The sequence below is a fragment of the Virgibacillus necropolis genome (assembly GCF_002224365.1).
GTDB classification, from domain to species: domain Bacteria; phylum Bacillota; class Bacilli; order Bacillales; family Amphibacillaceae; genus Virgibacillus_F; species Virgibacillus_F necropolis.
Map to the genome: position 1 here is coordinate 2003522 of NZ_CP022437.1, position 24392 is coordinate 2027913.

General features: G+C 35.4%; 23 protein-coding genes and 6 tRNA genes. 25 read left to right on the forward strand and 4 right to left on the reverse strand.

Annotation, left to right across the window (positions count from 1 at the left end):
- Position 1 precedes the first annotated feature (1 nt).
- The gene (locus CFK40_RS09395) at positions 2-307 is read right to left on the reverse strand and encodes a hypothetical protein (RefSeq protein ID WP_089532067.1); all 306 of its coding nucleotides are present in this window, start codon (positions 305-307) and stop codon (positions 2-4) included.
- A 69-nt stretch (positions 308-376) separates the two neighbouring features.
- On the opposite strand from CFK40_RS09395, the gene CFK40_RS09400 reads away from it, so the two are divergent.
- The 16 genes from CFK40_RS09400 to phoU all read left to right on the forward strand — a co-directional run bounded on the left by CFK40_RS09400 (position 377) and on the right by phoU (position 12688).
- Positions 377-1009 carry an NfeD family protein gene (locus CFK40_RS09400; protein WP_089532068.1) on the forward strand — a complete coding sequence of 211 codons (633 nt, stop codon included), beginning with the start codon at positions 377-379 and terminating at the stop codon, positions 1007-1009.
- Positions 1010-1224: 215 nt separating this feature from the next.
- Positions 1225-2850 (forward strand): Na/Pi cotransporter family protein, encoded by a 1626-nt coding sequence (locus CFK40_RS09405; protein ID WP_089532069.1) that lies wholly within the window; start codon positions 1225-1227, stop codon positions 2848-2850.
- Positions 2851-3177: 327 nt separating this feature from the next.
- Positions 3178-3252, forward strand: a tRNA-Asn gene (locus CFK40_RS09410).
- Positions 3253-3255: 3 nt separating this feature from the next.
- Positions 3256-3332: transfer RNA gene (locus CFK40_RS09415), tRNA-Met, on the forward strand.
- A 31-nt stretch (positions 3333-3363) separates the two neighbouring features.
- Positions 3364-3439: transfer RNA gene (locus CFK40_RS09420), tRNA-His, on the forward strand.
- A 10-nt stretch (positions 3440-3449) separates the two neighbouring features.
- Positions 3450-3526, forward strand: a tRNA-Ile gene (locus CFK40_RS09425).
- Between the two features lie 12 nt (positions 3527-3538).
- Positions 3539-3631 (forward strand) — tRNA-Ser (locus tag CFK40_RS09430).
- A 14-nt stretch (positions 3632-3645) separates the two neighbouring features.
- Positions 3646-3718, forward strand: a tRNA-Phe gene (locus CFK40_RS09435).
- Positions 3719-3951: 233 nt separating this feature from the next.
- Positions 3952-4563 carry a superoxide dismutase gene (locus CFK40_RS09440; RefSeq protein WP_089532070.1) on the forward strand — a complete coding sequence of 204 codons (612 nt, stop codon included), beginning with the start codon at positions 3952-3954 and terminating at the stop codon, positions 4561-4563.
- A 125-nt stretch (positions 4564-4688) separates the two neighbouring features.
- Positions 4689-5960, forward strand: a complete 1272-nt coding sequence (locus CFK40_RS09445) for an MFS transporter (RefSeq protein ID WP_089534345.1) — start codon at positions 4689-4691, stop codon at positions 5958-5960.
- A gap of 81 nt (positions 5961-6041) precedes the next feature.
- Positions 6042-8147, forward strand: a complete 2106-nt coding sequence (locus tag CFK40_RS09450; protein ID WP_089532071.1) for a peptidoglycan D,D-transpeptidase FtsI family protein — start codon at positions 6042-6044, stop codon at positions 8145-8147.
- A gap of 152 nt (positions 8148-8299) precedes the next feature.
- Positions 8300-9262 (forward strand): PstS family phosphate ABC transporter substrate-binding protein, encoded by a 963-nt coding sequence (locus tag CFK40_RS09455; RefSeq protein WP_089532072.1) that lies wholly within the window; start codon positions 8300-8302, stop codon positions 9260-9262.
- A 99-nt stretch (positions 9263-9361) separates the two neighbouring features.
- On the forward strand, positions 9362-10291 hold the full coding sequence (gene pstC / locus CFK40_RS09460; protein WP_089532073.1) for a phosphate ABC transporter permease subunit PstC: 930 nt from the start codon (positions 9362-9364) through the stop codon (positions 10289-10291).
- A 1-nt stretch (position 10292) separates the two neighbouring features.
- A complete protein-coding gene (gene pstA / locus CFK40_RS09465) occupies positions 10293-11171 on the forward strand; it encodes a phosphate ABC transporter permease PstA (protein WP_089532074.1) in 879 nt (292 codons plus the stop codon).
- Positions 11172-11229: 58 nt separating this feature from the next.
- Entirely contained in the window at positions 11230-12012 is a 783-nt protein-coding gene (gene pstB / locus CFK40_RS09470) for a phosphate ABC transporter ATP-binding protein PstB (protein ID WP_227001926.1), read from the forward strand.
- A 19-nt stretch (positions 12013-12031) separates the two neighbouring features.
- A complete protein-coding gene (gene phoU / locus CFK40_RS09475) occupies positions 12032-12688 on the forward strand; it encodes a phosphate signaling complex protein PhoU (RefSeq protein ID WP_089532076.1) in 657 nt (218 codons plus the stop codon).
- A gap of 412 nt (positions 12689-13100) precedes the next feature.
- Here phoU and CFK40_RS20960 read toward each other — a convergent pair whose 3' ends face one another.
- Positions 13101-13610: a hypothetical protein gene (locus CFK40_RS20960; RefSeq protein ID WP_089532077.1), complete on the reverse strand. Its 510-nt coding sequence runs from the start codon at positions 13608-13610 to the stop codon at positions 13101-13103.
- 21 nt (positions 13611-13631) lie between these two features.
- Positions 13632-13970, reverse strand: coding sequence for a hypothetical protein (locus tag CFK40_RS09485; RefSeq protein ID WP_089532078.1), 339 nt, complete (start codon positions 13968-13970; stop codon positions 13632-13634).
- 179 nt (positions 13971-14149) lie between these two features.
- Between CFK40_RS09485 and rpmG the strand changes: the two genes are divergently transcribed.
- The 5 genes from rpmG to CFK40_RS09510 all read left to right on the forward strand — a co-directional run bounded on the left by rpmG (position 14150) and on the right by CFK40_RS09510 (position 17996).
- Positions 14150-14299, forward strand: a complete 150-nt coding sequence (gene rpmG / locus CFK40_RS09490) for a 50S ribosomal protein L33 (RefSeq protein WP_089532079.1) — start codon at positions 14150-14152, stop codon at positions 14297-14299.
- Positions 14300-14388: 89 nt separating this feature from the next.
- A complete protein-coding gene (locus CFK40_RS09495; RefSeq protein ID WP_089532080.1) occupies positions 14389-14943 on the forward strand; it encodes a 5-formyltetrahydrofolate cyclo-ligase in 555 nt (184 codons plus the stop codon).
- 14 nt (positions 14944-14957) lie between these two features.
- The gene (locus tag CFK40_RS09500) at positions 14958-15971 is read left to right on the forward strand and encodes a ThiF family adenylyltransferase (protein WP_089532081.1); all 1014 of its coding nucleotides are present in this window, start codon (positions 14958-14960) and stop codon (positions 15969-15971) included.
- A 63-nt stretch (positions 15972-16034) separates the two neighbouring features.
- Positions 16035-16226, forward strand: coding sequence for a hypothetical protein (locus tag CFK40_RS09505; RefSeq protein ID WP_089532082.1), 192 nt, complete (start codon positions 16035-16037; stop codon positions 16224-16226).
- A 222-nt stretch (positions 16227-16448) separates the two neighbouring features.
- Positions 16449-17996, forward strand: a complete 1548-nt coding sequence (locus CFK40_RS09510) for a rhomboid family intramembrane serine protease (protein WP_089532083.1) — start codon at positions 16449-16451, stop codon at positions 17994-17996.
- A 430-nt stretch (positions 17997-18426) separates the two neighbouring features.
- Here the strand turns inward: CFK40_RS09510 and CFK40_RS09515 are convergent, their stop codons facing one another.
- Positions 18427-19278, reverse strand: a complete 852-nt coding sequence (locus tag CFK40_RS09515) for a hypothetical protein (RefSeq protein WP_089532084.1) — start codon at positions 19276-19278, stop codon at positions 18427-18429.
- Positions 19279-19402: 124 nt separating this feature from the next.
- On the opposite strand from CFK40_RS09515, the gene CFK40_RS09520 reads away from it, so the two are divergent.
- The 4 genes from CFK40_RS09520 (at position 19403) to CFK40_RS09535 (ending at position 24326) form a co-directional block, all read left to right on the forward strand.
- Complete coding sequence (locus CFK40_RS09520) at positions 19403-20857, forward strand: spore germination protein (protein ID WP_089532085.1); 1455 nt, start codon at positions 19403-19405, stop codon at positions 20855-20857.
- Positions 20858-20948: 91 nt separating this feature from the next.
- Positions 20949-21158, forward strand: coding sequence for a YqgQ family protein (locus CFK40_RS09525; protein ID WP_089532086.1), 210 nt, complete (start codon positions 20949-20951; stop codon positions 21156-21158).
- A 1-nt stretch (position 21159) separates the two neighbouring features.
- Positions 21160-22128, forward strand: coding sequence for an ROK family glucokinase (locus CFK40_RS09530; protein WP_089532087.1), 969 nt, complete (start codon positions 21160-21162; stop codon positions 22126-22128).
- Positions 22129-22421: 293 nt separating this feature from the next.
- Entirely contained in the window at positions 22422-24326 is a 1905-nt protein-coding gene (locus tag CFK40_RS09535; RefSeq protein ID WP_089532088.1) for an LTA synthase family protein, read from the forward strand.
- The last annotated feature ends 66 nt before the right edge of the window (positions 24327-24392 follow it).

Below are 24392 nucleotides of genomic sequence, written 5' to 3' on the forward strand. Positions count from 1 at the left end.
GCTAATAAACAGGAAAATAATAGTACTCATATGAAACGAGCTGGTAAGGCTCTACATTAGGATTAATTTTTTTAAAGTCTTTAATAATTTGATCAACATTTAATGAGTTAGTATTGCTGTATTTCTCTACAATGGACAATACAGTTTGTCCAGGTAATACTTGAACATGAACAATATTATCTTCTGGTTTATCCATTTCTTTATTTTCTTTATCCGTTGAAATGGAACCTGATGTGATATCATGATAAATACTAGCAAAAAGTAATAAAATTGTCACAAAGATTAAGGACTTTTTTAAAAAATTCATATTTCCTACTCCTTTTTATGAAACAAATGATCCGCGTATCCCGTATAATAAGTATAGGAGGGGATGTAAATGGACATTTTTTCATCTCAGTGGATTGGGTTATTAATTACCGGTCTTGGGACTCTGTTCTTACTAGGTGAAGTTTGGGTTAACATGCGAGGCATATTTGGATTGTTAGGAATCGGATTTATAACCGTTTACTTTTCGGTATATTTAGAAACAGGGTCTGTTATTATTATGCTTATTATTTATTTTGTCGGATTATTACTCATTATTCTTGATGGGAAGTTGATAAACGATGGTACCCTTGCAACACTCGGGTTAGGCTGTATGCTTGCATCAGTAGCAATAAGTGCTCCATCGCTTCAAGCGGGGCTTTATGCGGTAATTGGCGTCTTAGTCGGTGGCTTTTCATCTCTGTTATTTCTGAAAGTATTTAAACATCGGGATTTGTGGACAAAAATTACATTAAAAGACCGATTGACAAAAGAAGCTGGATACAATTCACTTGCTACGGAGTACGGAGAGTTATTACATCAAGAAGGAATCGCTTTAAATAACTTGCGTCCAGTCGGAACTATTCGTATAAATAATAAAGATTATAGCGCTGTTTCAAATGGACAGTGGATTGTAAAAGACACCCGTATTGAAGTAGTTCAGGTTGATGGAACAAAAATACTTGTTGAAAAAATTTCAGAATGAAAACTCCTGTATACATACGGGAGTTTTTTTGTGAAAAAAAGTCTAATTAGACAGTTTGAGTAAAAAGGCCCCAACTATGGGAAGATAACACGTACATAAAGATTGTAAATTTAATGTTAATTTTTCAGCAGTTACTTTACAAAACAAAGCAATTCATTTAATAATGGATAAGGGAAACGACAAAAATCAACAATATATGAGGGGATGGAAAACCATTGGAAATAGATATTCAAAAGCTGATATTTGAGTTTGTTGGTGGATTAGGAATTTTTCTTCTAGGTATTAAATTTATGGGAGAAGGATTACAAAAAACAGCTGGTGATCGATTAAGAGATATATTAGACAAATTTACAAGTAATCCGTTTCTGGGTGTATTGGCTGGTATAATTGTTACCATCCTTATTCAAAGTAGTTCTGGGACAACGGTTTTAACAGTTGGACTTGTTAACGCTGGGTTTATGACATTAAGACAAGCTATTGGGGTCATAATGGGTGCAAATATCGGTACTACTGTCACAGCATTTATTATCGGTGTTGACTTAGGTGAGTATGCACTACCAATTATAGCAGTCGGTTGTTTCATGATATTTTTCTTTAATAATCAAAAAGTTACAAGTATCGGACAAACTATATTTGGTTTTGGAGCACTATTTTTTGGACTCGATTTAATGAGTAGTGGGATGTCGCCGCTTCGTTCTTTAGAAGCCTTTCAAGACTTAACAACAAGTATGAGTACAAACCCAATTTTAGGTGTAGTAATTGGTACGTTATTTACCGTAATTGTACAAAGCTCAAGTGCAACAATCGGAATTTTACAAGGATTATTTTCTGAAGGTGCCATTGAGTTAAAAGCAGCAGTACCAGTTCTATTCGGGGATAATATCGGGACAACTATCACAGCGGTTTTAGCTTCCCTTGGGGCAAGTGTTGCTGCAAGAAGAGCTGCATATGTACATGTATTTTTCAACTTAATTGGGACAACCATTTTTCTTATTCTACTGGGATGGTTTACGCAATATGTTATGTTTTTACAAGGCCAATTCAATTTGAATGCAGAGATGACAATAGCCTTTGCGCATGGTAGTTTCAACATAGCTAATACGATTATCCAATTTCCATTTATCGGAGCATTAGCATGGCTTGTAACGAAGATTATTCCTGGTGAAGATGTTACCATTGAGTACAAGCCAAAACACTTAGACCCTATCTTTATTCAACAATCATCAACACTTGCACTAGATCAAGCAAAAGCGGAAGTAATTAGAATGGGTGAGTATGCTTCACAAGGACTTGAAGAAACGAATCAATATCTACTTACCCAAAACCAAAAGCATTCTGAAACCGCAATGCAGATTGAAGGAGCATTAAATAATCTCGACCGCAAAATCACGGATTATTTGGTAGAAATATCTGCTGGTTCACTATCAGAATTTGAAAGTGCGAAACATACAGCATTAATGGATTCAGTGCGTGACATAGAGCGTATTGGTGACCATTTTGAAAATATTATAGAGCTTATTGACTATAAAATTTCAAATAAAGTATATTTAACAGAAGAAGCACAAGAAGATCTAAATAATATGTTTGATTTAACAATTCTAACAGTCAAGCAAGCAGTTGGCTCACTGGATAAGATGGACAGGGAAGAAGCTTTAGCAGTGGTTCAAAAAGAAGATCAAATAGACAAGATGGAGCGAAACTATCGCAAGAAACATATAATCCGTATGAATGAAGGTCTATGCAATGGATCTGCAGGTATTGTATTTGTAGACATTATTAGTAATTTAGAGCGTATAGGTGATCATTCTGTCAATATTGCCGAAGAAGTTTTAGGCGAATAAAGGGTAAGAGAGATTAGCTAATAGAGCTGATCTCTCTTTTTTTAAAATAAAATTAAATTTTAAATTGAAATATAAGAGTGAAAGTGCTATAGTTAATAATGTTGTTGTTTGAAAGGGTAATTGTAATACATTTTTAAAAAAATATATGAAATATATTGACAGATTTTGTTGAACGTGATAAATTATATTTCGTCGCTTGTTAATTCTTTACATAAAGACAAGCCCAAGATTGATTATGTGACGAGCAATGTTTTCAGGCGAGGAATGTTCTATGTGACGAGCAGACCCAAGCTTGATTGTACCACTATGATTTACTTATAAGATTATTCCACAGTAGCTCAGTGGTAGAGCTATCGGCTGTTAACCGATCGGTCGTAGGTTCGAATCCTACCTGTGGAGCCATATGGCGGTGTAGCTCAGCTGGCGAGAGCGTACGGTTCATACCCGTGAGGTCGGGGGTTCGATCCCCTCCGCCGCTACCATATTTTAAATAAACCTATATTATCTTTTATGGCGATCGTGGCGAAGTGGTTAACGCACCGGATTGTGGTTCCGGCACGCGTGGGTTCGATCCCCACCGGTCGCCCCATAAATAATTAGGACCCTTAGCTCAGCTGGTTAGAGCTATCGGCTCATAACCGATCGGTCGCAGGTTCGAGTCCTGCAGGGTCCACCATTAATATAGTACGGAGGAATACCCAAGTCTGGCTGAAGGGATCGGTCTTGAAAACCGACAGGGGTGTCAAAGCCCGCGGGGGTTCGAATCCCTCTTCCTCCTCCATACATATTTAAAAAGGCTCAGTAGCTCAGTCGGTAGAGCAAAGGACTGAAAATCCTTGTGTCGGCGGTTCGATTCCGTCCTGAGCCATTTATTAGAATCAGATTGTTGAGGTTACCTCGATAATCTGATTTTTTCTTTTCTAATTCCATACGATGTTTGAAACTTTGCTATATGTGAAATAGTAATTAAGGATGCTTTGATAGTAATTGTAAAAATATGCATATAAGTTGCATGTCATTCAAAGCTCTGATAATCTTGCTTTAAAAGGTTGAATTTTCAATCCTTTTATTACCATAATTTTTGAAGGAGGACGTTTAACAATGGCAAAATTTGAATTACCAGAATTACCGTATGCATACGATGCTTTAGAACCAACAATTGATAAGGAAACAATGAACATCCACCATACGAAGCATCACAATACTTATGTTACAAAATTAAATGGTGCTTTAGAAGGACACGATGATCTTCAAGCCAAATCTATTGAAGATTTAGTTGCAAGTCTTGATTCTGTACCAGAAAACATTCGTACTGCTGTCCGTAACAATGGTGGCGGTCATGCGAATCATAGCTTATTCTGGAAAGTTCTTTCACCAAACGGTGGCGGTGAACCTTCTGGCGAATTAGCTGATAAAATTAACAATAAATTTGGTAGCTTTGATAAATTTAAAGAAGAATTTGAAGAAGCAGCCAAGACTCGTTTTGGATCTGGTTGGGCATGGCTAGTAGTTAATAATGGCGAACTTGAAGTTACAAGTACTCCAAATCAGGACAACCCTTTAGCTGATGGTAAGACTCCAGTTTTAGGACTAGATGTTTGGGAGCATGCTTATTACCTTAAATATCAAAACAAGCGCCCAGAATATGCTTCAGCATTCTGGAATGTAGTTAACTGGGATGAAGTTGCAAAAAACTATAACGAAGCAAAATAATAAGAGCTTATAGATGAAACGCAGGGTATATACCCTGCGTTTTTTAGGTTTTAAACCGTAAACTGTTTGCATATCTCCACATGAATTGTTCAAACTATAAAGGAACGCAGGAGGAGCAATTCATGATGCAAACATACAAAGAAAAAATAATAAATAAAATAAAAGAAAATACCGATTTAACCTTTTTGTTAGTAATAGGCGGTCTTTACTCCTTGGGATTATTTTTATCCAATACATTTGTAAACATCTATTTATGGAAACAATCTGGTGATTATGTCACCATTGCCCTATACAACTTAGGGATATTTGTTTTACAGCCAATTACATTTGTAATTGCAGGAAAAATGGCAAAAAAGGTTGATCGAATCATCGTACTGCGATTAGGGGTAATTTTCTTATCTCTATTTTTTTTGAGTGTATTGTTTATTGGTGATTCAGCTGCATCCTTTCATTTTTATCTAGGTGGCCTATTAGGTATAGGCTTTGGATTCTATTGGCTTGCATTTAATGTATTGACATTCGAAATTACAGAACCTGATACACGTGATGTATTTAATGGCTTTCTTGGTGTTCTGCAATCTTTAGGTGGAATGATAGGTCCATTAGTTGCAGGTATTATTATTGCAAACATGGAACAGAATTTTGGTTATAAAACTATTTTCACTGTTTCTTTCCTTATGTTTATTGGTGCCGTGATTTGTAGTTTTTTCTTAAGTAAAAGAAAAGCCGATGGAGCCTATCATTTCAAGCGAATTTTACATGAACGTAAACATAATAAGAATTGGAAAAAGATTTTATACGCACATGTTTTTCAGGGATTAAGGGAAGGTATATTTTTATTTGTTATCGCAATCTGGGTGTTTATTGCAACAGGTAGTGAATTTGCACTTGGAATGTTTAACTTATTTCTATCAGGACTTTCCTTTGTATTTTATTTACTGGCCACAAAATTTATTAAACCTGCTTTACGAAAGAAGTCAATTTTATTCGGAGCATTAATCCTCTATCTGTCCGTATATATCATCATCTTTAACGTAAGCTATCCGGTTTTAATTGTATATGCGGTAATAATAGGTATTGCATATCCAATTATAAACGTTCCTTACGCATCATTAACTTATGATGTAATTGGGAAGGCCTGGAGAGCAAGGGATTTACGTATAGAATATATTGTTGTACGTGAGTTATATGTAAATGCAGGAAGGGTAGTATCCATTGGATTTTTTCTTTTAGCGGTTACACTTTTACCACCGGAAAGGATTATTCCAATATTATTAGTTACATTCGGTGCAGGTCACTTGTTTATTTACTTTTTTATAAAAGATATATACTTAGTGACGCATGATAATGAGGATGTTATGAAAAAAGAAGTTCTCCCCGATGAAAAAAATCGATAATTAGGGCTAGAAAGTTGCATGTTAAATGGTATAATAAATGTAATGAATTTAACATGTTTTTGTAAAAAAAGGGAGAGACATATGGTTAAAAAGAAAAAGAGGAGAGCTCAACTTCCCTTTCGTTTAAATATATTATTTTTTGTTGTATTTTTATTGTTTTCTGGTTTAATTGTACGACTAGGTTATGTGCAAATTGTTTATGGAGAACAATACCAAGAAGAAATTGATCGAACAATTAAAGATACAACAAAAATTCCAGTACCAAGGGGAAGAATATTAGATCGAAATCATAATGTGGTTGTAGGTAATAAACCGCTATATGCGATTACATATACACCGGCTAAAGGGACAACTGCGGAAGACCGATTGGAAGTTGCAAAAAAGCTTGCTCCATACATTGATATGGTTCCAGAGGAAGATGAACTTACTTTACGAAATAAAAAAGAGTATTGGTACTTAAGCCATGAAGATGAAGTTAAAAGTCGCTTAACTGTCAAGGAAATTGAAGAATTGGATAACGGTGAAGAATATCAAACGATGCTCGATCGTATAACTGAGAAGGAAGTAAGTGGTTTTACTAAAGAGGAAAAAGAGATAATAAATATTAAGACGGAACTAGATAAAGCTTATTCACTTACACCTCATATTGTTAAAAATGAAGATGTCACACCAAAAGAATATGCAAGAGTTGCCGAACATTTAGATGAACTTCCAGGGATTAATGCTACAACAGATTGGGAACGAACACATCCATATGATGGGACGTTAAGAAGCATCTTTGGTTCGATAACTACTCGAGAGCAAGGTATCCCTAAAGAACGAAAAGATTACTACACGTCACGAGGCTATAGTAGAAATGACCGTGTAGGAATAAGTGGGCTAGAACAGGAATATGAAAGTGTTCTTAGAGGTAGGAAAGAGCAAATTCAGTACACAACGAATAAAGATGGAGTGATCGTTGATTCAGAGGTTGTTGTCGAAGGGGAACGTGGGAAAGATCTTGTGTTGACTATTGATATGGAGCTACAAAAAAAGGTTGATCAAATACTGCAAGATGAAATAAAAAAAGCACTTGCCGAAGATCCATACGGAAATCGTTTTATGGAGGATGCTTATGCAGTAGTTATGGATCCACAAACCGGTGAACTATTAGCAGTATCTGGTCAACATTATGATAAGAAAAAAAATGAATTCAGTAACAGAGCCTATAATACGTTACATGCTGCTTACAGAGCTGGTTCTACTGTAAAAGGTGCTACCGTATTATCAGGTTATGAATCAGGTGTTATTGAGCCTGGTCAACGTTTCTTTGATGCTCCAATCAAAATAAAAGGTACACCTGAAAAAAGTTCTTATCAGAATGAGAGCCTAGGATGGGTTAATGATTATACTGCATTACAAAAATCATCAAACGTTTATATGTTTTATATTGCAATGCGCTTAGCAGGGGATTTTGATTATCAACGTAATGAAAAGTTACAAATTGATTCAGTAGATGATTCTTTCCAAGAATTTAGGAATTATTTCAGCCAATTTGGACTAGGTGTTCCAACGGGAGTTGATTTCCCATTTGAATCAGTAGGATTTGAGGGTGTGAACAGTGGAGGTAAATTATTGGACTTTGCAATTGGCCAGTACGATACCTATACAACCATGCAGTTAGCACAATATGTGTCGACGATAGCAAATGACGGTTATCGTGTTCGCCCAAGATTTCTTGATTCGATTCGCAGACCTACACCTTACCAGGATGAGTTAGGTCCTGTTTATAAGAGTAAGAACACAGATGCACTCAATCGAATTACAATGGATCAAAATCTAATCGAACGTGTCCAAGAAGGTTTTAGACAAGTCTTTCAGGAACCTGGAGGAACAGCTTACAGTTACTTTGCTGATAAAGAGTATACTTCTGCTGGTAAAACAGGTACCGCTGAAGCCGTTTATATAGAAAGATACGACAATGGAGAGATAAAGAAGATCCATGAAACGTCAAACTTATCACTTGTCGGTTATGCGCCTTATGATAATCCAGAAGTGGCGTTCGCCATTGTTGTCCCAGACACGGGTGGTGAATATCATCTCAATGATTACATCGGAGAACGAATTTTAGATACGTATTTTAACCTGAAAGAAAAACGGAGTGAGGAAAACAAGGAAGTAACTAATGAGGTAATTGAAACCGAATAATAATGAAAAGTCCTAGATTGTTAGTTATCTAACAATCTAGGACTTTTTTATTTCATATTTACATAACCTTTACGTTGTATTAATAGTAGCTTAACAATGCCCTTGTACAATATGAATTGTAGAGCAATAACAATCATATAGGGGGCTTTAAGATGAAATCAAGAAAAATAGTATTAACGATGCTTTTGTCTTTACTAGTTATTTTTGCTGCTGCATGTGGAAATGGAGATGGAAGTGGAAGCGGAAATGCTAACGCAAGCGGTGGCGATGATTCGAAAAAAGTAATGGTGGATGGTTCATCTACAGTATTCCCGATTATGGAAGCAGTCGCTGAAGAATATTCTATTGCTAATCCAGAAGTAAAAGCTACAGTTGGTGTATCTGGTACTGGTGGAGGATTTGAAAAGTTCATTGCCGGAGAAACAGATATTACTAATGCATCTAGGCCAATAAAAGAAGAAGAGAAGCAAGCGCTTGAAGAAGCAGGAATCGAATATACAGAATTCAAGCTAGCACTTGATGGTTTATCAATTGTTGTAAATGATAAAAATGACTGGGTAGATCAACTAACTATAGAAGAATTGAATAGAATGTGGTCGGAGAGCAGTGATGTTAAAACATGGGCAGATGTTCGCGAAGGATGGCCAGAAGAAGAAATCAAGTTCTTTAGCCCTGGTGCTGCATCTGGTACTTTTGATTATTTCCATGAAGTAGTTCTAAACGGCGAGCAAATTCGTAAAAATGCTGCTCTATCTGAAGATGACAACGTACTTGTACAAGGTGTTACTGGAACAAAGCATGCGATCGGCTACTTTGGTTTTGCATATTACCTTGAAAATAAAGATGAGTTAAAAATTGTTCCAATTGTTAATCAAGAAGGTGAAGCTGTAACACCAAGCAAAAAAACTATTCAATCAGGTGAATACGAGCCACTTTCAAGGCCGATGTATATTTATGTGAAGAATGAGGCACTTAAGGATGATACAGTCTATGACTTCACAAAGTATACTCTGGAAAATGCCGGTGAAATGGCAGAAGCAGTTGGCTATGTAGCTTTACCAGATAGTGTTTACGAAAAACAACTTAAAAAATTGGCTGAAATAGCTGGTAAATAAGCATACTAAAAATGAATAGTTAGCTTGGGATGTGGGGCAGCTCGTAATCGAGTACTTCCTCACATTCCTGCGTTTTTTTATCGGGGAGGAAAGTTTGTTATGTCAAAGTCTGTTCGAGATATGATAAAGGAAAATAAATCAAATCGTTCTCTACTTCAATTTACAGAGAGGGCAGCACCGCTTATCTTTTTGATATGTGCTGTTCTTTCCGTTTTAACTACAGTCGGTATTATTTTTACGTTGTTAATAGAAACAATTACCTTCTTTAACCGCGTTTCTTTTATGGAGTTTATTACAAGTATAGAATGGTATCCTTTTGCTGGGGAAAACTCAACCTATGGTGTGCTTTCATTGGTTTCAGGGACCTTATTAATAACGTTAATTGCAATGGTAGTGGCAATTCCAATCGGACTAGCATCAGCTATCTATCTGAGCGAGTACGCTTCTTTTAAAACCAGGAAAGTAATTAAACCAATTTTAGAAGTTCTAGCAGGTATTCCTACGATTGTTTATGGTTTCTTTGCATTAACATTTGTTACACCACTATTGAAAAGTTTTATACCAGAACTTCCTATCTTCAACGCGTTAAGTCCTGGTATTGTTGTCGGTATTATGATCATTCCAATGATTGCTTCCTTATCAGAGGATGCCATGAGTTCAGTTCCAAATTCGATGCGTGAAGGTGCCCTTGCAATGGGCGCAACCAGGCTTGAAGTAGCGTTAAAAGTAGTGCTACCAGCAGCCCTTTCAGGCATTATAGCTTCCTTTGTACTTGGAATATCTCGTGCAATTGGAGAAACAATGATCGTCGCAGTAGCGGCTGGTTCTACGCCAATGTTTACTTTGGATGTTACGGAATCCATTCAAACGATGACTGCATATATTGTTCAGATTAGTCTTGGAGATGCAACGTATGGATCAACTATTTATTATAGTATTTATGCAGTTGGGATGACATTATTTGTTTTCACACTGGTAATGAATTTATTAGCACAATACATTTCTCGTCGTTTTAGGGAGGAATATTAATATGAGCTTAATAGATAAAGAATCTGTTAGAAATTCGACAGGGAAACGGTTAACAAAAAATCAGATTTTCAGATGGCTGTTTTTCCTTGCAACACTTTTTGGGATCGTAGTGTTAGCAACACTTTTATTCCGCATATTTACTCAGGGGATAGGTTATCTGGATTGGGGATTCTTAACCAGCTTTGCTTCAAGATTTCCTGAAGAATCAGGAATTAAGGCGGCAATTGTAGGTTCTCTTTGGCTAATGGCAGTCACAGCGCCAGTATCGCTTATTTTAGGTGTCGGGACCGCCATTTATTTAGAAGAATATGCTAAAAAAAATAAATGGACTCGCTTTATACAGATAAATATTTCAAATTTAGCAGGTGTTCCTTCTATTGTATTTGGACTTCTCGGTTTAACCATCTTTGTAAGGTTGCTTGAGATGGGGCGGAGTGTTATGGCAGGGGGCTTAACAATGAGTCTGTTAATCCTGCCAATTATTGTAGTCGCAGCGCAAGAAGCAATTCGCTCCATTCCAAATGAACAATATGAAGCATCATACGCGATGGGGGCCACCAAATGGCAAACTATTCGTCGAGTTGTTCTTCCAGCAGCCATTCCTGGTATTTTAACGGGAGGTATATTGGCTTTATCACGTGCTATAGGTGAAACAGCGCCGTTGTTAATGATTGGTGCAATAACGTTTATCGCATATCTGCCGGAAAGCGTATGGTCTGGATTTACAGTAATGCCGATACAGATATTTAACTGGACCAGCCGACCACAAGAAGAATTTCATTATGTAGCTGCTGCGGGAATTATCGTATTATTAATTATGTTAATCATTATGAATTCAATAGCAGTATTTATTCGAAATAAGTTTTCTAAACGGTATTAAATAAGGAGGACTAGTCATGAATAATGTAAAAGATGACAAGCGTGTGCCTATTATTGGAATGATGAATTCAGATTTAGATCCAGAAAGTAAAATTATTTATTCTGTTCAAAATTTTAATCTGTGGTACGGTGAAAAACAAGCACTAAAGGAGCTTCAGTTTGACATACCAGCCAATCAGGTGACAGCAATTATTGGCCCATCGGGCTGTGGTAAATCGACATTTATAAAAGCGTTGAATCGAATGGTGGAATTAGTTCCGTCAGTTAATATGGCTGGAAGTATAGTCTATAAGGATCAAAATATTTTCGATCCAAAATATAAGGTAGAAGAACTCAGAACGAATGTTGGAATGGTGTTTCAAAAGCCTAATCCATTTCCAAAATCAATTTATGAAAACGTAGCTTACGGGCCGAAAATTCATGGGGTTAAAAAGAAAAAAGTTCTAGATGAAATTGTAGAAAAAAGCTTAAAAGGTGCTGCGCTTTGGGATGAGGTTAAAGACCGTCTAACTGAAAATGCATTTGGGTTATCCGGTGGACAGCAACAGCGTTTGTGTATTGCTAGATGCCTAGCAATTGAGCCAGACGTAATTCTAATGGATGAGCCAACTTCAGCACTTGATCCCATCTCTACGTTAAAAGTAGAGGAACTAGTACAGGAGCTAAAGAAAGAATACAGCATTGTTATTGTCACGCATAATATGCAACAGGCTGCGCGTATTTCTGATCGAACAGCATTCTTTCTAAATGGTGAAGTAGTTGAATATAGTGATACAGACAGGTTATTTTCTAATCCAACTGACAAAAGAACAGAGGACTATATAACAGGTCGATTTGGTTAAGTATACGGGGGTGTAACTATTGACAAGAGAAAATTTTGAGGAACAATTATTAGGGTTGAAATCTGAATTAATGGAGCTAGGAGATCTAGCCAAGGTGGCAATAGATCGATCAATAAACGCTTTGGAAAATCAGAACGTTGATTTGGCATTACAAGTTATTGATGAGGACGCTAAAATCAATGCATTAGAAGAAGAGATAAACGAGAACGCAACGTGGCTGATTGCAAAGGAACAACCTTTAGCTACTGATTTACGGAAAATAATAGCCATTATGAAGGTCACAACAGATATTGAACGAATAGGGGATTTGGCTGTAAACATTGCTAAATCTGTGATTCGAATCGGTAAACGTGAGTTTGTTGAACCATTAAATAAAATACCTCATATGGCTTCTATTACGCAAAAAATGATTGATAATATACTTCTAGCGTTTAATGAAGAAGATATCTACAAGGCGAGAGATGTTGCAAAAATGGATGATGAAGTAGATAAAATGTACGGTGGCCTTGTGGAAGAATTGATGGGTCTTATGACAAAAAATCCTGATTATATAGCACAAATCATACAATTATCTTTTATTTGCCGTTATTTAGAACGTGCGGCTGATCATTCAACAAACATCTCAGAGGCAATAATATATTTAGTAAAAGGGAAGAGGTATGATCTAAATAGTTAAAATTATCTAGCTTAAAAAAGTAGTGTAGGTAGTTCACTTACCGTGGAGAAAATAGCAAATCAACTAACAACTAGCAGATAGTTTTAATAACAACATCAAATTCACCAGTTTAATGTCCTTCATTGGCATGATGAAGGACTATTTCTCTGCGTTTTCGTGTTCTTTCAACCTTCATTGGCTTTTTATACATTTAGACTTAATTTAGTAATAAAAACATCATACCAATTAGCACCCCACTATCATCTATTAGCAGGAAGTTAATTTGGATGTTATTTATGGTTAATCATTGTTATATCAACAAAAATAACATACCAATGAATTTGGCATGTTATTTCACTTGTTTTCAATTTTTTTCTCAAAAAGTGAACTACGTAGGAATATTCCTACACTACTTTTTTATCTAGGCATTATTTTAATTTGTAATTGTTTCAGCTATTTCGTTAAGTGTCATGTCCGACGTCAAATCAAAAGTTCCGATTTGAACATACTGACTATAATCGTTTTCCTCTAAATACTGGTTGAACTCATTAGCACTATCGATAATGCCGTTTTCCTCCAATTTAGAGCTTATGGAAGAAGAAGATGCCAGACCAGGTTCTATTTTTAACGAAAATGTTTTCACTTCTTTTTCTTGCTTATCCTCAGCTTCATTTGGCTGTTCTGTTTGTTCATCATCTTTATCTTTTTCTTCAGTTTCCGTTTTACCTTCCTTCTTTTCTTCAGGATTGTTTTTAACAGAAAGAGAAATGTATTCCTCATCACTTAATACCTGCATCCCATCCTTTTCAAGGGATGCGATCATCTCTTGTTGAGAAATGTTCGTCGTTTTACTTTGAGGCTTTTCAAAATAAAGAACGATAGCTAATAAGATAATACCAGCTGTGAACAGGCCAATTGAAAATGCTCGAACGGGTTGCTTCATAATAATCTCCTTACTAATAAATTAATAGTTTCGTAGAATTAATTGAATGTCGTATGTACTTAATTTCGTTAATTCTGTAATTTCTTGAATAGAATAGCCTTTCTCATGTAATTGAACGATTTTCCGATCCGCTTCAGAAGATTGATTATCATTCTGAAATAAATCGCCAGTGAGATCATTCGTAAGCAATTCTTCCTCAAGAATTTTAATTTTCTTTTTCATTTGATACGTATCCTGCATGGTTGACATCGAATACTGTTCCAACTGATCTTCTAATTCCTTAAACTTATCATTCATTAAGAATGATATAATAAATAAGATTACCGCTACTATTAAAATTGTCGAAATTGCATAAATCATGTTGTGTACCTCCATTTCGTATACAATATTATTTATAACATAGAAATAGAAAAGATAAAACTGAAATATTTATTTTGTATGTTCCTTGATTGATTCCTATATATCTGATATTATAATTAAGTCTGACATGAAATTATAGAAATCTACAAAGCAAGTTTTTATAGTTTGGAGGGAAAATCATGCGAGTAAACATAACTTTAGCTTGTACTGAATCTGGTGAACGTAATTATATTACAACAAAGAATAAGCGTACTAATCCTGGACGTATAGAACTTATGAAATACTGTCCACGTCTTAGAAAACACACACTTCACCGTGAAACTAAATAATGATTGGCGTAAAATAAAACTCTTATCGAGAATAGATAAGGGTTTTATTTATATAATTATGACACAAAAGAAAGGGGAGGCTTATTTATATGAACAAATCTGAATTACGAAATAAAGCAATTACATATCTTAAATCTTTGTCTGATGAAGAAAAACTAGCAGTTGAGGGAAAAATTACCAATCAGTTAATTCAATCAGATTTATGGAAAAAATCTTCTTCTATTGGGATTACCATTTCACAAGGTTTTGAGTGGAACACGAAGACGATTATAGATACAGCTTGGAAAGAAGATAAACAGGTATCCGTTCCAAAATGTGATCCATCAATTAAAGCACTTACTTTTTATCAACTAAAAACATATGAACAATTAGAGGTTGTATATTATAATTTGAAAGAACCTGATCCATCTATCTCAAAATTTATAGAAAAAAATCAACTAGATTTATTAATTGTCCCAGGACTAGTTTTCGATCAGAAGGGTTACAGAATCGGCTTTGGTGGTGGCTACTATGATCGTTTCCTAAAGGACTTTTCAAATACCACTGTTTCATTAGTAAGTAATGATCAATTAACTCAAGAAATTCCAAGGGAAGAATTTGATCTTCCAGTCGACTATATCGTTACTGAAACTGGAATATATTAGTAGGAGGTAGACAATTGGATTATAATCGCTATTCCAGACAACTCTTATTTCGTCCTATCCAACAACTCGGTCAGGAAAAGTTACATAATAGTAGTGTGCTCGTTGTAGGTGTGGGGGCATTAGGCACAGTTATTTGTAACCATTTGGTTCGTGCAGGTATTGGTGAAATTAGAATAATCGATCGAGATTACGTCGAACTTTCTAATCTACAGCGACAATTGTTATTTGATGAAGAAGATGTGGAAAAAGCATTACCCAAAGCAATAGCTGCAAAAAATAAATTAGAAAAAATAAATAGAACAACCAAAATAGAAGCGATAGTTGGGAATGTAACTGCTAGGAACGTCGAGGAACTAGTGAATGGAATAGATGTAGTTCTAGACGGAACGGATAATCTATCTACTAGGTTTATACTCAATGATTGTTGTTATAAGCAAGGGATCCCTTTTTCATACGGTGGTGCTGTAAGTTCAAGAGGAATGAATGCATTTTTTATCCCCCAAAAAACACCGTGTTTGCGCTGTCTAATTCCAGAAACATTAAATGGCGGGCAAACATGTGATACCATTGGTGTTATTGCTCCTATAGTAGACATGGTCGCGTCACTACAAGTAACGGAAACAATTAAATATCTAACCGGTAATGAAGACGCACTAAGAAATACACTTCGTACGTTTGATATATGGTTTAATCATCAATATGATATTAAGTTGTCTAATCCTAAAAAAGATTGTCCGACATGTCAAAAAGAGGAGTATCCTGCACTTAAGGCGTTGGCAGAAGAACTGGAAACAGTACTTTGTGGAAGAAATAGCGTGCAAGTTCATCAAAAAGCATCCTTAGACATAAAAAAATGGAATGATAAATTAAAAAATGTGGCATCGGTTAAAGTAACACCATTTTTACTGAAGGCAGAATTTACTCAAGGTATAACGCTCGTTCTTTTTTCTGACGGCCGTGTTCTTGTTCAAGGAACAGAAGACACTGTCATTGCCAGGTCTTGGTATGACCGATATATTGGTTCATAATGCATAAATAAGCAGGCTCCTGAAAAAACTAAGAACACTATAACATAGAAATAGGGTGTTCAAATGAGAATTATAATAATAGTCGGAGTTGGCCTTTCAGCAATGCTAGCTGTATATAAATGGCGTTATAAATTAGTGAATATGATTTTGGCCGTAAGTGTGTTGCGAAAGTTAGGAGTAATCCTAACCATGAATATGCCAACAATCAAAAATAAAATCCTTTCCAACATATTTACAAAAACTTCAAATGGTTAAGAAAAACAAATACAAGCGCCCGAATGAAGGAAGGTTGGATCCTGTGCCAATGTTGGCATAATCCGCCTCCTGCAGGCCTCCGTATGACGCTGTATCTGAATAAGATGAATATTATTCAAGGTAGTTGTCCTCATTGCAACTACCTTGTTTTATTGAAAAGGAATTTTTTAACAAGTAAATAAGCGTAAGTTTTGATATGATGGTCATTAGGGAGGAAAGTCAATGTACGTAAATGAACAACATATCATGTATCAATTAGCCGACCAGCTAATTGAGGTAGAGAATTTTGAAATCTTAGACATGGATGAACATAAGAAAGAGATTTGGTTAGAGAAAAATATAAACAAAACCTCGTATGTCATTCGAATTGTACATAAAGAATTTTATTGGATGAATGATTTAAAAAAGGATATTGCCTTAGCTTTTCAGCGGACAAAAGCAATAAGGCGTCTGTTGACTGGAAAACATATTGAAGTGAAAAATGTATATGTAGCAATGCAAGCCCCCGTTGGAGAATGGGAAGCATTGAAGAAACCAATGCAGTTGAAAGAGCGTAAGCCAATTAAAATGAAAATTTATTATCTAGATGAAAAAGATATTTATGAAGAGACGGAACGATTAAATCAAGATTTAAATATTTCGTTACAATTAGGAACTAGTGAGCTTGCAGATCAAGATAAGGCAGCCGAGTTAGATCACCTTAAAGGTAAATTAAGTAATAAACTTTCTTCAAAAAGAAAAGAAATCAAAAATGTTTTTTCCCATGGAAAACCCTTTCTAACATACTTTTTATTGGTAATTAATATTCTTATTTACTTCTTACTTGAGTTTAACGGGGGGAGCACTTCCACTGAAACATTAATTAAATATGGAGCCAAATATAATCCCGCCATACTAGATGGGGAATGGTGGAGAATTATTTCCTCTATGTTTTTACATATTGGACTGTTGCACATATTTATGAATATGCTGGCATTATATTACTTAGGAGCCACAGTTGAACGGATATATGGTTCGGTTCGATTTTTAACTATTTATATGTTAGCTGGAATTGGGGGAGGACTTGCCAGTTTTGCGTTTACAACAAATGTATCGGCTGGAGCATCTGGTGCTTTGTTTGGATTATTCGGGGCATTATTGTTTTTTGGACTGATGAACAAAAAACTGTTTTTGCAGACCATGGGCAAAGGAATTCTTTTTATAATCGGCTTTAATTTAATCTTTGGATTTTCAGTACCTCAAATCGATAATGGTGCACATATTGGTGGTTTAGTTACAGGATTTATTGCTTCTGTAATAGTATTTTTACCAAGAAAGAAAAAAATCGCTTACCAATTTTTTGCGGTAATTTGTTATCTAGTTATTATAAGTGGTTTAGTGGTATTTGGTATACAACAAAATACGGATAGTGCGATGTATCAGTTAACTAAAATAGAAGAATTATTAGCAAAAGATGATTATGAAGCAGTAATTAAGACTGCTACAGAGGCGTTAAAGGATCCTGATGACCTATCTGCCGCGCTATTGTTTCAACGATCCTATGCAAATATTGAATTAGGCAAAACATCATTAGCTATAAATGATCTTGAAAAAATTGTTGAAATGGATAGTGAGATGCCAGAAGTTTACTATAATTTAGCCTTGTTGTATAGGAGTCAAGGTGAAAAACAAAAGGCCGTGCAGTCAGTAGAAAAAGCCTACAAATTAAAGCCTGATGATGATTCCTATATCCAATTGTATGAACAAATTACCGGGAAGAGTGTTAATTAAGCTGTTTTCGTACGCATTGTTGCTTTTTCACCTTCATAGTTGATATAAAATGCGACGTAACATATCAATCCGGAAGTACAATGCGAAGTGACTGCTGGTTGTTTTCCGCTGCGGACCGTTGCTTTCCGCGGGCACGGCTTCAGCCTCCTCGAGAAACCCACTCTGCGGGGTCTTCAGACACGTGCTGTTCCCGCAGGAGTCAACGGTCCTCCGCTCCAAACAACTGCCATAAATTGCTGGCTGCCTGTGTGATATAAACAACAATCAAGTAAATTGAAATTGTTAAGCACAAACCCAGCGAAGTGGATTTCCGGAACGGTTGTCCAACCACAAAACAAAGTACTTACGTCGCAGTTTATATCCATTCTCTCAACAGCCTTTAATTAAAAAGACCGTCCTATAGCGGAAATGTGCTATAGGACGGTCTTTCTTATGGATATTGTTGAATAAGCCTTTCTTTCTTACCATTAAGCTCGAATAGTACTAGTAAATGGTTCTTATCTTTGGAAAATAATATAAGTGGGACATAACTAGATACGTGTTTTTTTTCATATGTAATGGGAACGATATAGTTTTTGTATAAGCCCTCCCATAATCGGCCAATTATTTGATCGGTCTGTGATTGAGAAAATGAAGGTAATGAGTTTTTGTTATATCGATTTAGCGCAGTAAGAGGAACAATCATATAATCTTCTTTATTTATCTGATAGTGATTGACCAAGTCGTTCCAACGATATAGCAACGTCTGTGATGCTTTATCCCTCAGTCCCTTCTCCCATAGTATATCTTTATTCGTTTTTGGTTTATGAAAAGAGTGAATATCGTAAGAATTATTTTCAATCACATACAACTCATCATAACTCATTTGTTGAATACTCTTAATAGATCCATTTGGATAATGGATTTCACCATGATGATAAGAGATAGACTGGAAATAGTTTGTCCCTTGTGTATGGATACTTTCGCTTAAATTTATTGTACTTTCATCTTCTTGCCATTTGCTTAATGCCCCTAGAAGTTTACCATTCGTAAAAAGTAGTGAAACATCCTGTCTTAAATACATGCTCTTATCACTTTTGGAAAGTGAATCCCATGTAAGCGTATACTTCTTTTGATTTGCTTTCGAATTAATTTCTAAATTTGTTTCTGCTTCTAAGAAAATAGTTTCTTCATCTAAAGGAAAGTAACTGATGCTTGGAATGGAGTCCAATTTTAATTGATATAAAAAAGCTACTGTAATACTTAAAATAAAAATAATGGACAGTACTAAATATTTTTTCATAACGTCATCCTTTAAAATAGGGTTGTCTTAAAATTTATGAGCTGGTTAAAGTAAATATGCATAGGAATGTTATCTGGGAACACAATAAGTTTATGAATTCTTATTAGTAGTCGGGGGGACAAAGATGGAAACTAAAAAACAACCTCTATTTCCTACATACCAGGAAAATGTAGATTATTTGCACAAACAACTTGGAGTTGATGAAAGCTTTGACGTTATTCATTTGAATTTAGAATATGCCGGACGAAAAATGTCGCTATTTTTAATTGATGGTTTCGCAAAAGATAAAATACTACATTATGTTATGAAGTTATTTTCACAGCTTGAGCCAAAAGACTTAGAACCAGATCCACTAAAAAAATTAATTAAAACATATATTCCATATATAGAGCTTGGTCATAACAAAGATTTGAACAAAACGATAGATTTAGTTTTAGGCGGTCCTACCGCATTAATCGTAGAAGGAATAGACGAAATTATCATGATCGATGCTCGTACCTATCCAGTGAGGGCACCGGCAGAACCTGATTTAGAGCGTGTGGTGCGGGGATCTCGTGATGGGTATGTAGAAACGATTGTATTTAACACTGCTTTAACTCGCCGAAGAGTTCGTGATAAGTCTTTACGAATGGAATATTTACAAGTCGGTAGAAGGTCAAAAACCGACGTTGCTATATGTTATATTAGTGAAATTGCGGACACGGAACGAGTGAAAAAGTTAAAAAAATCACTAGAAATGATTGATACAGACGGATTACCTATGGCGGAAAAAACGATTGAGGAATTTATAAGTGGGCGTCATTGGAATCCATATCCAACAGTTCGGTATACAGAACGACCAGATACTGCAGCAGCACATTTATTTGAAGGTCATATATTAATTATCATTGACGGTTCACCAAGTGTTATGATAACACCAGCAACATATTGGCACCATCTGCAACATGCTGAGGAATATCGACAAAAACCGTTAGTAGGAGCCTATTTACGTATGGTTCGCTTTATTGCAGTAATAGCATCAATATTTATTTTACCTCTTTATTACTTATTTTCGACCCAAAATTTATTGCCAGCAAATCTGGATTTTATCGGTCCAGCTGAAGCGGGGACTATTCCACTAATCCTGCAGTTTTTAATTGCTGAATTAGGAATTGATATGCTTCGGATGGCTTCCATTCATGTCCCCTCATCACTTGGAACAGCACTTGGACTTGTTGCAGCAGTTCTAATGGGTCAAGTTGCAGTTGAAGTTGGAGTATTCTCAAATGAAGTTGTGTTATATCTGGCAGTTGCCGCTATCGGAACTTATGCTACACCGAGTTATGAACTAAGTTTGGCTAATCGGTTAGTGCGTATCTTTTTATTAGTTGTGACAGCTGCTTTTGGGGTAATCGGGTATGTGGTTGGAATCACGCTTTGGATTTTATATCTCGTACGTACGAAGTCATATGAGATTGCTTATCTCTGGCCGTTTTTGCCATTTTCTTATCGGGCTTTTCGTGATATTTTCATCCGTACTCCTATACCTCTAAAAAATAGACGACCTACATTTTTGAACCCTCAAGATCCAGATAAGTAATCTGTCTGGACCTTGAGGTTTTTGTGTTTCATGGTATAATACAAAAGTTAAGAAAGCGATTAAATCAATCTAAATTATTAGGTGATAATTAATGAAAACAGTTCATGATGTAAGACAATTATTGAAAAAGTTCGGAACATTTATTTACATAGGGGATCGGGTAGCTGATCTTGAACTGATGGAAGAGGAAATAAAAGAACTTTATAAGAATACGTTTATAAGTGTTCAAGAGTATCAAATGGCAACTTTAATTCTTAAACAAGAGGCAAGAAAAACGCGTGATGAAAAGGGTGCTAATTAGTATGGATAAGGTATTAATTGGAGTGGACATTGGTGGTACGACGATAAAAATCGGATTTTTCACTCAACAAGGAATTATTTTAAAAAAATATGAAATACTGACAAATAAAAATGACAATGGTAGTCAAATCATACCCGACTTAGTGAAATCAATAAATGAAAAAATAAGAGATTTAGCTATAAATAAGGAAAATATTATGGGAATAGGTGTAGGTGCTCCAGGGTTTATAGTTGGAGATTCGGGTTTGGTTGAGGAAGCCGTTAATATCGGATGGAAAAAAATAAACCTAGGTAGTGAATTAAGCGAACAGTCACAATTACCAGTCTTTGTTGGTAATGATGCGAATTTGGCCGCCCTCGGGGAAAACTGGATGGGCTCAGGCAATGAATCAAGAAACTTTGTAGCCATTACCCTTGGTACAGGTGTAGGTGGTGGTATTATCGCAAACGGTCAACTTCTTAGTGGGGTTAATGGTACCGCTGGTGAAATAGGACATATAACAGTAGAGCCAAACGGATATCCTTGCAACTGTGGAAAAAATGGTTGCTTAGAAACAGTAGCCTCTGCCACAGGAATAGCTAAACAAGCTATGGAAATAATCGATCGTAGACCACAAAGCAACTTGGGGAAACATTTTCAAAATCAAGGTGGTATTACTGCTAAGGATGTATTTGACTTGGCTGGAACTGGCGATCGGGATAGTCAGCAAATCGTTAGTCGAACTGGAGATGTTCTTGGCTTAGTGCTGTCTACTATTGCGACAATCGTAAATCCTTCAAAAATAGTTATTGGTGGGGGAGTTTCCAAAGCAGGAAAACCTTTATTAGACACCATTCAAAACTCTTTTAATAGCTATGCCTTAAAGCGACTGACAAACGTGTGCAGCATTGAAACAGCACAGTTAGGAAATGACGCTGGAATTTATGGCGCAGCATATTTGGTGAAAGACAAGCTAGTTAATAAAAATTAATACTAGGCAATTTGGCACTAATAAAAGTGAGTTTAGTAAATATATATTAAGGTATTGTAAAAATAAATGAAACTTTTTTTACAAATTATTCGTCATATACTGTAGAGTGAAATAATATATATATGGTTTGTGAATTTTAGTATGGGGTAATTAAAAAGATAATAAACTGAATATTTCTTAGGGTGGAGAATCTCTTTACTATGCGTTTTTTTGGCCTCACGTATTATGCGCATAGAGGAACTTCTGTTAAAACCCTCGACTTTTTGAACACGTACTTTTAGGGGGAATTCACAATGAATTTAAGACGAACCAAAATTCCATTATATATAATTGCGACATTATTATTTGGACTGAAGACGTATATTGTTTATCGGTTTTTCTTTAGTATCGAATTAGACAATTCTATGCAAGAGTTAATCCTATTCATTAATCCATTTGTATCTGCATTTCTAGTTTTTGCGATTAGTGTTTGGTTCAAAAAGGAAAAGCGTCAAATGAAATTTGTTCGGTATACAGCGTTAATTGGGACAATCATTATTTATTTAAATGTTGTCTTTTATCGATCGTTTACCGATTTCATTACAGTTCCACAGTTATTCCAAGCTAGTAATGTGGGAGATCTAGGTGGCAGTATTTTAACGTTAATAAAGCCTTATGACTTATTATTACTAGTAGACGTAGCAATTATTTGGTATTTGAGTAAGAAGCAATCGGCAGTTGTGAAAGTAAACTATCCTAAAAGCGGGAAAGTTTTTGCATTAGCTATGTCATTAATGTTATTGGCAGGAAACTTTTTTCTTGCGGAAATGGAACGTCCACAACTATTCACACGTGCATTTGACCGTGAATATTTAGTCAAAAACATTGGTTTGTTTAACTACCATATTTATGATTTAGCTGTTCATTCAAAAGTTAAAACGCAACGGGTATTCGCCGATGGTAATGAGTTACCTGAAATAAAGGATTTTGTAAAAACAGAGGTTAAAAGCAACGAAAAGTCAGAGATGTTTGGTGCTGCTGAGGATAGGAATGTAATTTTTATTTCTGCAGAATCGGTTCAAAGCTTTGTCATTAACAATGAGGTTAACGGGGAAGAAATTACACCCTTTTTAAATAGTTTAGTTGAAGATAAGGATACCTATTATTTTGAAAATTTTTATCACCAAACACAGCAAGGGAAAACATCTGATTCTGAATTTTTAACGGAAAACTCTTTGTATCCATTATCAAGAGGGGCAGTATTCTTTACTCATGGGCAAAATGAATACCATGCATTACCAGAGCTGCTTAATCAAGAAGATTATTATACTTCTGTACTTCATTCGAATAATAAAAGCTTTTGGAATCGTGACCAAATGTACAATAGTATAGGCTATGATCATTTTTACGGAGAAGAAGCATATGAAGTAACGAAAGAAAATTCTATTGGATGGGGGCTTAAAGACAAACCGTTCTTTGAGCAATCGATAAAATATTTACAAGCAATTGAGCAACCATTTTATACAAAGTTTATTACACTGACGAATCACTTTCCGTTTGAATTAAGTGAAGAAGAAAGAACAATCGAACCGTTTAATTCAAATTCGAGTACACTAAATAATTACTTTCCAACCGTTCGTTATACGGATGAAGCTATTGAACAATTTTTCCAACAACTTAAAGACGCAGGGTTGTATGAAAATTCCATTATTGTTATCATGGGTGACCATTATGGAATAAGTGAAAATCACAATAAAGCCATGAGCCAATATTTAGGTAAAGAAGAAATAACACCTTATGATCATGTTCAGTTGCAGCGTGTACCATTTTTTGTCCATATACCCGGTAATGGAGATGGCAAGGTTATGTCGAAGGTAGCAGGCCAAATTGATGTTAAGCCTACATTGCTAAGCTTGTTAGGTATAAAAGCTGAAAACGATATTCAATTTGGTAATCGATTATTTATCGATGATAGAAAAGGATATATAGCCTTTAGGAATGGGGATTATATTAGCCAAAAACATGTTTCCACAAGTGGAATTTGCTATAACAGAGAAACTGGAGAGCCAATTTATCAAGATGAAGAAGAGCTAACTTCTACCGAGAAAGAGAATCCATGTACCGATATTAAAAATAAAGTAGAAAAAGAGCTCGGATATTCAGACGATATTATCTACGGTGACCTTTTCCGCTTTATTAATTTTGATGAAAAACAATAAATGTAAAACAGCTGATTTATTGAAATTAGCTGTTTTTTTACATTAAAAAAAAGCTAACTTTATAAA